Raw genomic sequence first — 13,241 nt, forward strand, 5'->3', positions numbered from 1 at the left:
AAGGCTGTTTGTTTATAAAATTTTTATAAAATATTGTTTGCTAACACACTAGATTGCGTCTAATTAGTATATAATTGCACCATCTAATTTTATTTTCTATTATGAGGAGGAACTTTTAATGTTAAAGAAGAGAAGTTTTTTGAAGAGGATTGCTGCGGTAGTCATGGCTGCGGCAATTGCAATTCCGGTCGTTCCCGGATTGCCTCAGGTTGCGGAGCCTGTAACTGCAAAGGCTTACTATTCAAACGTAGCCGACCATCTTACAGGAGATAAGCTTTCTATCTACAGAGCTTATGACTATCTTGATTCACGTATCAAGGACAAGGATGTACAAGTCACTGCCGCTAATTTCAAGGATTTTGACTCATCAGGTTTTTATACCATCTATGAAAACAAGGATGAGAAGAGAAAAATTTCAAAGGTTGATCTGAAATATGCTCGCAGAGCTTATGTTTACTCAAATCCTACAGATCTGGCTTCAGCAATGGCTACCATGAAGTTCGTTTATGTTAAGAACGATGCCGGCAAATTCAGTTGCTATGCATATCTTAAGAGAAGCAGCGATAAGAATTATGCAGCTGAGGAGAAACAGCTCCGCAGTGCTATCAAGAACATCATCAACAGAATAGATGAGGATCAGAAGGACTTCGCTATCGAGGTTGATCTTTTCTATGAAATTCTTGATACAGTTACATATTCTGCTTGCAATATTGATAGTAAGGACCTTAAGAACACACCTTACGGCGCACTTGTTAAGCATAAGGCTTCATATCAGGGCTATGCTCTTACATTTGCAGCACTGTTAGACGAAGAAGATATTGATAACAATATTCTTTTCTCTGAAAACAAGGTATGGAACCAGGTTCGCATTAAGGCCGGTACTACCAGTGTTAAATGGTATGAGACAGACATTGCATATTGCGATGGTAAAAAGGGTAAGATTGACTTCGATGCATTTAATGTTTCACAGAGTACTATGGCTTCTTTAGGCAGAAAGCGTGTGGACTGGTGCAGCGATTTCCCGAGTTCAACAGGAAAAGCTAAGTATACCAAGAATGCTCTTGCTGACTATCAGCTGGACGAGCTTGATGATGAAAGTATCATGACACTTGGTATTGTTGATGCTGATGGCTCCATAAACAGAACAACACTTTTTGAAGGTGAAGATGATAAGGAGTTTAACGTTGCTCCGGTATATACATATACCAATGAGTTGGTACCGATGGCCGCACTTTTAAGTGCATGTGTGATTACTCCTTTAGAGAATAGCAAGTACGAAGTTGTTCCCGGAGGTGAGTGGACAACCGATAAGCCATATATAACTCTTAGAAAAGTACAGGGTGGAACCAATGCAAAATTGAAAGTCACCATGACTGCAGCGCTTGATGGCTATGTAGGAAGTTTTTATGGCACTTTAGGAATTTCAAATAATAACGCCGGAAAGCATAGTTATGTGATTAAGAACGGCGAAGCTATTTACAAAGGACCCAAGAATAAGAACATTAAGAACGTAGTAATTCCTGCAACTGTAGTTATTGATGGAAAGCTCTATAAGGTTACAAAGATTGCTTCTAAGGCTTTTGCAAAGTGCAAGAAGCTTGAATCAGTTACAATCGGCCCTAACATTAAGGAAATTGGAGCTAAAGCATTTACCTGTAAGACAAAGCTTAAGAAGGTAGAAGTTCAGAACTTCTATGGCAGTCTTAAGGCGAAGGGTATAAAGTCTGATGCATTTAAGTCCACTGATGACGAGACATTCTTCCTGATCGTTACCAAGAAGAAGGAGTATGATAAGCTCGTTAAGGGATTCAAGAAATCAGGCGCTAAGCAGGCTAGCTATAAGCTCCGTCTCTACTCATTCTATTGATTCTGATGGATCCTGATAAATGAATATCGGTTGATATTAAAAAGAATTTCACGGCTGCCGCACCTTTAGGTGCGGCAGTTTTTCTGTGTAGAAGCTTAATTCGGTGCGGCAGTTTTCGTGAGGGAAATGCTATTGACATATGGAACATGGTGCATGGTGTTTTATTGACGGACCAAGCTTGGTATAATAAGCAGAGGAATTTTAAGACCGGAGGAGTTTTACTTTGATTAAGGGGATAATAATCGCGTCCTTTATTTTACAGACTGCTTTTCATGAGTATTTGGATTATCTTGATAATTCGTACCTCGCCAAAGAGCTGCCTGACAATGTGAAGGATGTTTACGATGAAGAAAGATATAAAAAGTGGCAGTCTTATGAGAAGGACAGAGGAAAGGTTTCAATTATCAAGGATATTGTTACCGGACTTCTGCTTTTTTCATACCTGGCTTTTGATGTATATAGCAAAATATTCAATGCTTTTTCATCGCAGGGAATCTATCTGCAATATCTGTTTATGATGCTTTCCTTTGAGCTTATTTCGCTGGTGGTTTCTATTCCGTTTTCCTATTACAGTATCTTTGTGATCGAGGAAAAATATGGCATGAACAAGACCACGAAGAAGACCTTTGTTCTTGATATTATCAAGGAGACGATCATTTCCGTGGTGGTGTCATATGGCCTTTTGATGTTGGTCAGGTTCTTTTTCGAGAGATTCGGGAACATGGCGATTATAATTACCGCTGTGGCTTTTATCCTGTTATCACTTCTTATAAATCTGATTGTTATGCCTATTTTGAGGATTTTCAACAAGTTTGATCCCTTGGAGGAGGGAGAGCTCAAGGATGCCATTCTGGGGCTTTGTCATAAATACGGAATGACTGTAAGGAAGCTGTGCGTCAGGGATGCCAGCAGACGAACCACCAAGGCTAATGCCTTCTGCACCGGTCTTACCAAGAAAAAGACGATTTCTTTGGATGACAATCTGGTGAACGAGTACAGCACCGACCAGATTGTGTCTGTTTTTGCGCATGAATTCGGACATGCTAAGTTCAATCACATGATTAAATCCCTGCCCTTTAGCTTTACAAGGACAGTGATAACGGTTCTTGCGCTGGGAGTTATTCTTAATTTCAAGGTATTGTTTCAGGCCTTTGGATTTTCTGAAGTGAATTATTATTTTGCGTTTTTACTGATTGAGCTTATAAGCTGGCCGGTTTCACTGGTTTTTGACATTATTGGCAACCACATGTCCAGAAAACACGAATACGAGGCGGATGCTTTTGCTGCCAAAGAGGGCTATGGAGAAGCGCTTATTTCGGCCCTTAAGAAGCTCAGCGGAGATGCACTTTCCAATCTTAACCCGCATCCTTTTGTGGTGAAGATAGGCTATTCGCATCCTACACTTTCTCAGAGAATTGACGCCATCAGGGCGATTGAGGAATGAATCTTAGGGAATTGACGCCATTGTGGGCGATTGACGAGGGATTAGTTGAGAATTGATGCTGGCAGATGGATAAAAGGGTGATTATCGGGGAATTAGCGCTGCCAGGATGATTGAAGGATAGATTAATGAAGGATTTTAACAGACTTAAGCAGGAATGTATTGAGGAAATAGAGGGGGTGGGGATTGAGCTTGGCCCTATCAAATCCTGGTCTATAAACACCAGAGCCCGCAGCAGATGGGGACTTTGTAAGAAGGAAGTGGACGGAACCTACTCAATACAAATAGCAGAGGCGCTTCTGAAGGATGACCGGATCTCAGAGAAGGCCTGCAAAGAGACCATAATCCACGAACTGCTTCATACCTGTAAGGGCTGTATGAAGCATCAGGGTAAATGGAAGGTCTATGCACAGCTTATGAACAGGCGCTATGGCTATGATATTAAGCGCGTGACCTCCGGCAATGAGAAGGGCGTTGAGAATTACAAGCCCCGCAGCATCGCCATAAAGTATGTTTTTACCTGCGGTGGCTGCGGCGCCACTATTTACCGCAAGCGTGACAGCAGATTCACCAAATACTACAGACACTACGGCTGCACCAGATGCGGCGCCGTGGACTGGCGCAAGCAGACCGTCCGCCGCGATCCGGCTTGAGCAGACCGTTCACAGCGACTGGCTTGAGCAAATCATCTACCGCGATCCGGTTTGACGCTTTATAGTCGGCTCTGAGGGTAGGGGGCAAGGCTTAGCAACCTGATATGAGAAGCCCGCGCCTCAAAAAAGGGCAAAAAGAAAAATTCCTCTGCTTGGAAAGAGGTATCGGAGCCATGATGGTAGGTGTTCACGCCTCAAAAAAGGGAAAAAAGAAGAATTCCTCTGCTTGGGAAGAAGTATTGGAGCCATGATAGTGGGTGTTCACGCCTCAAAAAAGGGAAAAAAGAGGAATTCCTCTGCTTGGAAAGAGGTATTGGAGTCATGATAGTGGGTGTTCACGCCTCAAAAAAGGGCAAAAAAAAGAATTCCTCTGCTTGGAAAGAGGTATTGGAGCCTTGATAGTGGGTGTTCACGCCTCAAAAAAGGGCAAAAAGAAGAATTCCTCTGCTTGGGAAGAGGGTTTGGAGTCATGCTGGTAGGTGTTCACGCCTCAAAAAAGGGCAAAAAGAAAAATTCCTCTGCTTGGAAAGAGGTATCGGAGCCATGATAGTGGGTGTTCACGCCTCAAAAAAGGGCAAAAAGAAGAATTCCTCTGCTCAGAGAGGTTTTGAAGTCATGATAGAAAGTGCCCATGTCATACATGGGCAAGCATATAGATGGAAGGTGGTAAATCCATGACAATAGAAGAAATTTTACAGGATGAAATAAATAAAACATACGGACCGGAGGTCGGAAGCAAAACCGCTAAGGTTCTAATCCCGGCTTTTCTTGGCGATTTTCGAAAGGTCCTCGAAGGAAGTGATCCCGGGGTAACTGCCTCAGAGGAGTATATGACAGAGGACAAGAAGATGCACCTTATCTTCAGAGGCCAGCGCCGCATGACTGCGAAGGGAATAGATTATATCCTAACTTCGATTATATGTAATGACTCAGAGCTGCTTTCAACAGAGCTTTCTATGCTTCCGAAGCTATTCTGAGGATGCCGATTGTATAGTAGTTTGATGAAATGCATATGACAGCAATCTGCAAAGGTAATACTAATTTGTAATAAATTCGCAATGCAGAGGCATAAAGTGCGAATGATTATTTCAAATACAGTTAATTTAATATTCATTTAATAGTTTCGACTATTGCGGCTCCCTATAATTGATTTTAGTAGTTCTTTGATTATAGGAGGTGGGTGAATGGAAACAAGATCTGGTAAAAGACTGATAGCTGTATATGTAATCACAGCACTGTTATCACTAATGATTATTCCTACAATGAGTGTTAGTGCGGCAAGTGGTGATACGATTGTATATCTGACAAAAACAGGAAGTTGCTATCATGCAAGTGGCTGTAGCAGCCTTAGAAAGAGTCAAATTCCAACTACATTGAGCGATGCTGTTGCAGGAGGTTATTCACCTTGCTCAAAATGTCATCCTGGTTCATTAGATGTTGCGCCTACAAACAATGTTCAGACAGCTTCTGCACCAGCTCCGGTTGTTCAGAATCCTACGGCTGTGAATCAGGTCAAAACCTCCGGTTGGGATTGCATCTATAATGAAGCATATTATAGAGCCAGTAACCCTGATGTGGATAAAGTTTATCCGGGTGATTCTGCCGGAATATTTGAGCATTTTAAGACATCCGGCATGAAGGAAGGACGTAGAGGTTGTGATGAGTTTGACGTTTCAAGCTATAGATCAAAAAACGCGGATTTAAATGCTACATTTGGAGATGATTTACCTAAGTATTATTATCATTATATGCAGTCCGGAAAAGCAGAAGGTCGTAGTGGAAAATAAATTGAATAATTGATACAGTAGCCGTCTAATAGGAAAACTATTAGGCGGCTTTTTGTAGCACTAAAATGCAATGTATAGTAAAGTGGGTATGTACAGTTACATAAGATAATTCATACATTTTTACATAAAATAGATATGCATTTATGATAGTTTCCAGTAATGGATTTCGCCGAAATTACATGAAACAAGTCTTTAAAAAGCTTTAACAAACGGAGGAGAAGAGTATGACTAGGGTAAATGATGAGCTTATAATCAATGGGAAAAGGCTGAAAAACAGGATGACCATGGCGCCCACAGTAAAGTTTGATTTTGCTGGGCCTGATGGAAAAGTCACTGAGAAACATATAGAACACTATAAAGAGCGCGCAGAGGGCGGAATCGGCCTTATTTGCGTGGAGGCTACCGCTGTTACTCCCGGTGGAAGATTTGGAGAAAATCACCTGGGGCTTTGGAGTGATGACCAGATTGATGGTCACAAAGTGATAGTAAAAAACTGCCATGACAATGACGTTGTGGCTATAATCCAGCTTAATCACACAGGAATAACCGCAAATCCCCAGTGCGGCGAGGCAATCGGGCCGTCTGCAGTTGAGACAAGAGATGGCGGATTGTCCAGAGCCATGACCACAGATGAAATCCATGAGATGCAGGCTGCCTTTGTAGATGCTGCGATAAGAGCGAAAAAAGCAGGCTATGACGGAATTCAGCTTCATGGTTGTCACGGATATCTGATCAATCAGTTTGCCGCAAAAAAGACCAATCTTCGAACTGATGAGTACGGCGGAAGTACTGAGAACAGAGCCAGATTCGGTGCTGAGATAATCCGCGATATTAGAAGAGAATGCGGAGATGATTTTCTTATTTCCATAAGAACTATAGGTGCAGACCCCGATCTTTCCGATGCCATAGAAATCGCGGAAGAGTACGTAAAATCCGGCTGCGACTATCTTCAGGTATCTCATGGGCAAGGAGAGATTGATTCCGCACTTGAGGATGCTACCAAGCCCTACAACCTGATATGTTCTTTGGGCGTTCGTTTCCATGAGCATTTTAAGGGAAAAGTTCCGGTATCCTGCGTCAATTCCCTGCTCGAGCCTGAGCAGGTTAAATATCTGATAGAAAATGACCTTACGGATACTGTTGATCTCGCTAGAGCTGTTCTTGCCGATCCCAATTTCCCCAAGGCGGTTCTTGAAGAAGGAAAATCCTATGTCAAATGTTTTGAATGCGCAAGGTGTCAGTACGGACCTTTTACTCAGCATAAGTGTCCTGCGGAGATGAAAAGGAAAAAATAAAGCACGTGGGACCAATAGATGACTACAAAGCTTGAGACATCAGCGTTTTATCGGGAGGCAGTATGAAAGTAGTTACAGCAATCGATTCCTTCAAGGACAGCCTGTCTTCAATAGAGGCAGGTAATGCTGTAAAAGAAGGCTTTCAGCGCGTAAATAAAAATATTGAAACCATAGTCAGACCACTTGCTGACGGAGGAGAAGGTACTGTTTATGCTCTTGTCGTTGGTACCGGTGGTCATTTTGAGGAGGTTAGCGTAACGGGACCTTTATCTGAAAAGGTCCTTTGTCGCTATGGAATTATTCCCGGAGATGTCGCAGTTATAGAAATGAGCGGCGCTGCAGGAATAACGCTTGTTACCAATGAGCAAAGAAATCCTCTAAATACCACGACTTACGGCGTGGGTGAAGTGATTCTTGATGCCATTAAAAAAGGCTGTCGAAAATTCATTATCGGAATAGGCGGAAGCGCTACAAATGACGGCGGAGCGGGAATGCTGATGGCGCTTGGCTTTGATCTCCTGGATAAAGACGGAAGAAGAATCGAATTAGGTGCAAAAGGCCTTGAGAACCTAACTCGTATTTCCTGTGAAAACGTCTGCAGGGAGCTGGCTGAGTGCAGTTTTCATGTGGCCTGCGATGTAACAAATCCTCTTTGCGGACCCGTTGGATGCAGTAAAGTGTTTGGACCTCAGAAGGGTGCTGATCCCGAGATGATAGCGCTGATGGATAAATGGCTTGAAAACTACGCAGAACTTGCGAAGACAGTAAAGCCTGATGCAGACCCTGATATTCCCGGAAGCGGCGCTGCAGGCGGAATGGGCTTTGCACTAAGGACTTTCCTAAATGCATCCCTTGAAAGTGGAATAGACATAATACTTAGAGAGACGGCGCTTGTCGACTATATAAAAGATGCCGACCTTGTTGTTACGGGAGAGGGTATGCTTGATGCCCAGACTTCCATGGGGAAGGCTCCTATTGGAGTTGCAAGACTTGCGAAAAGCTTTGGCAAACCCGTAATAGCTTTTTCCGGAGCTGTTTCCAAGGATGCGGCAGCCTGCAACGACAGCGGAATCGATGCATTTTTCCCTATTTTGAGAAGAGTATGCACTCTGGATGAAGCCATGGATGCAGAAAATGCGAAAAACAACCTGGCAGATGCAGCAGAGCAGGCAATGAGACTGATATACGCGGCTAAAAACCTGTAATAGATGGCAATGAAATTATGCTAAAAACCTGTAAGAGCAGGCAATGGACAAGGCTGGTTCATTCAGCAATCGGAATCAGTGAATTTACAAAGATTTCTATAGGATTGCTGTCCTCTGAAGCCGTAGTTGCCCTGACGTGGGAGCTGTCGTATACGGCATTATAAGGTGAGTAGCTATCAACATAGAAAAGCGTATCCTCTGTGGCCTTCAGATCCTCTATTTCTGCAGTGGTTTTGTTGTAGTAATGGTGAAGAAGATTGTCGTATTTATCTTCATATTTTTCCAATGATGCAAAAAACTCATCATATTCGCCTTCTTCGTATTCCTGATCATCCCAGGTGGTATCAACCTCGTACCATTTTTCACCGATTTTTACTACATTCCATGCGTGACTGGGCTGGTCATCATCAGAAGGCGGGATATACATTGCACTACCCGAAACATAGGCGCAGGGGATTCCGACTTCATGCATAAGATATTCAAAAGCAAATGAATAACCGCCGCAAATAGCATGATTTGGCCGCCCTTCGGAGTCGCATACAAGAGCGCCGTAGGCGGTATCGCCAAGTTCCCAGACTCCATCATTGTGATTGTCTTCCAAAATTTCATAATCATAATTGACGGTGTCAATAAGCTTATCGTGGATAGCAAGCTCAATTTCTTCATCAGACCCGTCCATATCAATGTTCTTGAAAAATTCTTTAGTTGCAGCCCGGAAGTTATTTTCCAGCTCGGCATCTTCTTCATTGGGTTTTTCCATGGTGTAATAATGAACTTCGTAGTTATCATAGGACAAAAATGTTGAATGAATTTTCTCATCTCCGGTGAAAAGATAGAAATATTCCGGATGGTCGTAGCACATGGCATAATAAACATTCCAAAGATGGTCGGGATCAAGCTCCTCCATTTTTTCGTGGGAGATTATGATAACGCTGGTGTAATCATCGCCGTCACGGTTTTTCGCCAGATCCAGGAAAAGATCATACACTACCTTATCCGCATCGCTAAGCCCCTGATAAAGTACCCAAATGTCCTCTTTTTCAGAGGGACTGTCAGCCTTATCGTAGAAAACTATTTTTCCGGTTACGTCGTTAAGATCAGAAGAAACCTCAAAAGGGATGTAGGATTCATCAGAATTGCCGGATCTAATCTGAATTAAGGCATACGTAATTCCCCAAACAAGAAACATGCCGAATAATATCGACAATAAAGGATGTGAGCTCTTTTTATGGGGTTTTCTATTTCGATTAAAATTATACTGATTTTTGTTTGTCATTTATTTCGGTATACCTTTTTTAAGATAGTTAATATAATGGAATAGAACAGCGATGGTAGCGATATACACGTATAAGTTCTATATCATAATAACTATAAATCAGGAAAAACGGAACAGGAAAATGAGAGAGTATAACGTAAATATCAACGGAATAGATGTAAATGCAAAATACAGCGAAACCACGATAAATACAGTCTTTTTGCCGCTATTGCAAAGGCTCACAGACATGCAGAAGAAAAAGGATGGACGTATTCTTGTGATGCTCGCCGCGCCTCCAGGAGCAGGGAAAAGCACACTAAGCAGCTTCCTTGAGGCTTTATCAAAAGAACAGGACGATATCTGCAATGTGCAGGCAATTGGTATGGATGGTTTCCACAGAAGGCAGGAATATCTCCTTTCTCACGACACGGAGCGGGATGGAAAGACCATAAAAATGGTGGAAATAAAAGGAGCGCCTATAACTTTTGACCTGGAAAAGCTTACTGAAGCTGTTAAAAGAGTGGCTTCCGGTGAAACCTGCGGTTGGCCTTCATACGACAGGCACCTTCATAACCCGGTGGAGGATACATATACTGTGTCTGAGAAGATCGTTATTTTAGAGGGTAATTATCTTCTTTTGAACGAGGATGGATGGCGCGATCTTAGGAATTATGCGGATTACACCATAAGGATTACCGCAACCGAGGATTTTTTGCGGAATCGCCTCATAGATCGCAAGGCTAAAAGTGGTAATACTCTGGAAAAAGCTACAGCTTTTGTGGACTTCAGCGATATGGCAAACGTAAGAATCTGCCTAAATGATTCCCTCGACGCTGATATGACATTTTCCCTTGATGAAAATGATGATTATAAAGCTCTGTGAAACATATTTGGCGTGGTTAAGTCTTTTTATAAACTGCATCAAAAATTTTTTAAAATAGCACACGCTATATGTTGTATCTGATTTTTATCTACTGTACAATATGATGTGAAAACAAACAATCAAACAGTTTCATTCCAAAGGAGGCAGTGATGATAACTGAGTTCCCACAGAGAATAACTATTGACGGTTTCGTTTATGAGAGGAAAAGTGCGCATAACAACGCAATGTACTATGATTCAAAGGATAATCCTTCTGATATCACCAGTCGATTTATAAGTTTATATCCAAATGGGGAGCTCACCTACTTATGGGATGGTTTAGAGCTAAAATGGAATAAGCAATTTGAAGTAGTAAAAGAGATTGCTAATTGAATCATTGATGGAAGATGTCGCCTTTATTGCGGGATGGCATTTTCAAATTTATGAAAACAAAAAGCAGACCGATATCCGTGATTGGAGCGGTCTGTATTTGTTTGAGCAGAACATTCTGTGAGGTGTTTTCTGGCCTTACGTAGTTTTATTTCTTGTGGAGGAGATGCATGAAACCAAAATCGAAGATGAGCCGAATGCTATATGAAATCATGTTAAATGATGGCTACGAAGAGCGTTTTTGCGATCTTATAACACAAAATTTAAATACTGATTTTACCGCGACACGCATGATAGGCTATCTTTCACACTATTCGCATCCGCCTCAGGGTGAGATTGTCGATGAGATGCTTGCCATACTTAGCGACAGAGAGCGAATCATCGATAAAAAGACCGCCGAGCACTATAACGCCAGGTGGAATGAGATTATGATGGATAGTCCTTTTGATGAGGATTAGTGGATTTTTCGCAAAGATATGGTATTTTTACAGAATCTCATGATGCTTGCGAGGCTTTAAGGAATTAAAAAAAGAGGAATGATGATATGAGACTTATTTTTGTAAGGCACGGTGAGCCCAATTATGCTAAGGATTGCCTGACTGAGAATGGAAAAGAGCAGGCTGCATGCACTGCTGAAAGATTAAAAGACGAAGATATCAGGGCGATATACGCGTCTCCCATGGGTAGAGCAGTAGAAACCGCTTCGTATACAGCAAAGGATCATGGACTTACTGTTAAAACCCTTGATTTCATGCATGAAATCGACTGGGGTGATGCGAGAGGAGAGGCTGTAAGCGAAGATGAAAAGCTTGAATATGACGGACATCCCTGGACTCTTGGATATAAGCTTTTAACCGAGAATTCGCAGTTTGTTGGAAGCCCGGAATGGAGAAATCACCATTATTTCAAGGACAATATTTGTCTTCAGTATTATGAAAAGGTTTCTGCAGGCATTGATGAATTGCTTGAAGAATACGGCCTTTTCAGAAAAAACGGGCTGTATGAGTACCACGCAGGAAAGGTGGTTTCAGAAGCAGGAAATGATGGAGTGGCGGACAAGTTCGATGATACGGTTGCTCTTTTTGCTCACGGCGGCTCTGGGGCTATTTTGTATTCGCATCTTTTCAATTTGCCTTTTCCCTATGTGCTGACTTCCATGCCCTACGGTGTTTGCTCAGTTTCAATCATTAGCTTTTCCATGGAGAAAAGCGGGATGATAATTCCCAGGCTGGAGCTTTTCAATGATATGGGACACATTCGTACGTTCAAAGCTGAAAAGCTTCATTTTGAGAAATGAGTCTGTTTTCCGGGTTCAACTACTTTTTGAATTCAAAATAGAAGTTGCACGCATATTCATTTTCTGCAGATGGCTTAGGTCGTGCATTCAAGAGATCACGGGTATCACATATCCGGATCTCTTTTTTATTCAAATAAAAGCTTAATAGAGGCTGCTTTTCATTGTATTTTATGTCTGTTGCTGCCAAAGGTATTGTTGAACCTTTACCAAGTTCGCCTAAATCGACTGTATTTTCAAACAGCGGGACTTCTGTGGAAATCATGGATTTTCCTGCAGAAATAGCTATTTTCACCTCGCCTGCAGCGTAATCCGGTATAAGAATGATTTCACCATTCTCAGGCGAACCGTCATATTCAAAATTCATTTCAATTACACCGGTGTCGTCTTGCGTTTCTAAATTGCCATCGGAGTAGTAGAGCCTCAGGTACTTGTATGTATCGGTGGTAATATATTTGTAGATAAATATGTCATTAGGGATAGCGGCAAGTTTTATAGCTTCAAGCTCATTGCTTTAAAAAGTTAAGGGCTCAATGAAATTGCGAGGTTTCAGGGCTTTGTAAATAATAACGCCAATTATTGAAAGTGCAAGAATGGATACTATCAGAAGAACACAGATTGTTCTCTTTAGGAATTTCTGTTTGTTTTTGCTGTCTGTTGCTACACCCATGATATTTTCTTCGGATTTTTGAACTATTGTCTCCTGGGAAAGATCTTCGCCTGCAATAAATTCGTTGATGCTTATCCCCAATACTCCGCAGAGCTCCGAATATACTGATACGTCAGGGAGGCACACGCCTCGCTCCCACTTGGAAACAGACTTATCGCTCATACCGAGCTTTTCAGAAAGCTGTTTTTGTGTCATACCCAGTTCTTTTCTTTTTCCTGCGATATATCTGCCAATTTTCACAAGATCCATACAAATTCTCCTCCGGCAGAGATGATTTTGTTCTGAGATTTTGGTCTGATTATCATCCGTGCCATCTACTATAGTATTGAATTTTCGGAAAAATGACACCCCTCGAAAGTAGAATTGGTCATTTTATGAATAATTAGCGAGAAAACCCCTTCCGACGATGTCGGTCGGGGATGAATCGCCCGTCTTCAACGCTTTGCTTTAACATATTTTCCAGATTTCTCATATTTTCTTCGATGGTCATCAGTGCGCTGTTCTTCTATGTATTTTTTGACGG

At 41.9% G+C, this 13,241-nt stretch carries 15 protein-coding genes; 12 read left to right on the forward strand and 3 right to left on the reverse strand.

Translation table 11 applies throughout. From position 1 onward, the window contains the following. Window positions 1-118: 118 nt before the first annotated feature. The 8 genes from G610_RS0118820 (at window position 119) to G610_RS0118865 (ending at window position 8,248) form a co-directional block, all read left to right on the forward strand. Window positions 119-1,867: a leucine-rich repeat protein gene (locus tag G610_RS0118820; RefSeq protein WP_026525990.1), complete on the forward strand. Its 1,749-nt coding sequence runs from the start codon at window positions 119-121 to the stop codon at window positions 1,865-1,867. Between the two features lie 223 nt (window positions 1,868-2,090). Continuing rightward, entirely contained in the window at window positions 2,091-3,311 is a 1,221-nt protein-coding gene (locus G610_RS21730) for a M48 family metallopeptidase (RefSeq protein WP_051198135.1), read from the forward strand. Between the two features lie 125 nt (window positions 3,312-3,436). Beyond that, window positions 3,437-3,961 carry a SprT-like domain-containing protein gene (locus G610_RS22540; RefSeq protein ID WP_051198136.1) on the forward strand — a complete coding sequence of 175 codons (525 nt, stop codon included), beginning with the start codon at window positions 3,437-3,439 and terminating at the stop codon, window positions 3,959-3,961. Window positions 3,962-4,366: 405 nt separating this feature from the next. Continuing rightward, complete coding sequence (locus G610_RS23270; RefSeq protein WP_155831071.1) at window positions 4,367-4,639, forward strand: hypothetical protein; 273 nt, start codon at window positions 4,367-4,369, stop codon at window positions 4,637-4,639. Then, window positions 4,636-4,938, forward strand: a complete 303-nt coding sequence (locus tag G610_RS0118850; RefSeq protein WP_026525992.1) for a hypothetical protein — start codon at window positions 4,636-4,638, stop codon at window positions 4,936-4,938. The genes G610_RS23270 and G610_RS0118850 overlap by 4 nt, the downstream gene beginning before the upstream one ends. 207 nt (window positions 4,939-5,145) lie before the next feature. Beyond that, a complete protein-coding gene (locus G610_RS22545; protein WP_051198137.1) occupies window positions 5,146-5,748 on the forward strand; it encodes a hypothetical protein in 603 nt (200 codons plus the stop codon). A 224-nt stretch (window positions 5,749-5,972) separates the two neighbouring features. Next, window positions 5,973-7,043, forward strand: coding sequence for an oxidoreductase (locus G610_RS21745; RefSeq protein ID WP_051198138.1), 1,071 nt, complete (start codon window positions 5,973-5,975; stop codon window positions 7,041-7,043). A 62-nt stretch (window positions 7,044-7,105) separates the two neighbouring features. Continuing rightward, window positions 7,106-8,248 carry a glycerate kinase family protein gene (locus tag G610_RS0118865; protein ID WP_026525993.1) on the forward strand — a complete coding sequence of 381 codons (1,143 nt, stop codon included), beginning with the start codon at window positions 7,106-7,108 and terminating at the stop codon, window positions 8,246-8,248. Between the two features lie 58 nt (window positions 8,249-8,306). Here G610_RS0118865 and G610_RS0118870 read toward each other — a convergent pair whose 3' ends face one another. Next, window positions 8,307-9,455 (reverse strand): transglutaminase domain-containing protein, encoded by a 1,149-nt coding sequence (locus tag G610_RS0118870; RefSeq protein ID WP_196809872.1) that lies wholly within the window; start codon window positions 9,453-9,455, stop codon window positions 8,307-8,309. A 190-nt stretch (window positions 9,456-9,645) separates the two neighbouring features. Here G610_RS0118870 and G610_RS0118875 point away from each other — a divergent pair, with 190 nt between their 5' ends. From G610_RS0118875 to G610_RS0118895, 4 genes are all read left to right on the forward strand, one after another. Beyond that, entirely contained in the window at window positions 9,646-10,386 is a 741-nt protein-coding gene (locus G610_RS0118875; protein ID WP_026525995.1) for a nucleoside/nucleotide kinase family protein, read from the forward strand. A gap of 149 nt (window positions 10,387-10,535) precedes the next feature. After that, the gene (locus tag G610_RS0118880) at window positions 10,536-10,757 is read left to right on the forward strand and encodes a hypothetical protein (RefSeq protein WP_026525996.1); all 222 of its coding nucleotides are present in this window, start codon (window positions 10,536-10,538) and stop codon (window positions 10,755-10,757) included. A gap of 167 nt (window positions 10,758-10,924) precedes the next feature. Further along, the gene (locus G610_RS0118890) at window positions 10,925-11,212 is read left to right on the forward strand and encodes a hypothetical protein (protein WP_026525997.1); all 288 of its coding nucleotides are present in this window, start codon (window positions 10,925-10,927) and stop codon (window positions 11,210-11,212) included. An 86-nt stretch (window positions 11,213-11,298) separates the two neighbouring features. After that, entirely contained in the window at window positions 11,299-12,051 is a 753-nt protein-coding gene (locus tag G610_RS0118895) for a histidine phosphatase family protein (protein ID WP_026525998.1), read from the forward strand. A 19-nt stretch (window positions 12,052-12,070) separates the two neighbouring features. Here G610_RS0118895 and G610_RS23640 read toward each other — a convergent pair whose 3' ends face one another. Continuing rightward, window positions 12,071-12,415: a hypothetical protein gene (locus tag G610_RS23640; protein WP_242829681.1), complete on the reverse strand. Its 345-nt coding sequence runs from the start codon at window positions 12,413-12,415 to the stop codon at window positions 12,071-12,073. Window positions 12,416-12,562: 147 nt separating this feature from the next. Continuing rightward, window positions 12,563-12,967 carry a helix-turn-helix domain-containing protein gene (locus tag G610_RS23645; RefSeq protein ID WP_242829682.1) on the reverse strand — a complete coding sequence of 135 codons (405 nt, stop codon included), beginning with the start codon at window positions 12,965-12,967 and terminating at the stop codon, window positions 12,563-12,565. Window positions 12,968-13,241: the final 274 nt, after the last annotated feature.

The sequence above is a fragment of the Butyrivibrio sp. MB2005 genome (genome assembly GCF_000424285.1).
Lineage (GTDB): Bacteria > Bacillota > Clostridia > Lachnospirales > Lachnospiraceae > Butyrivibrio.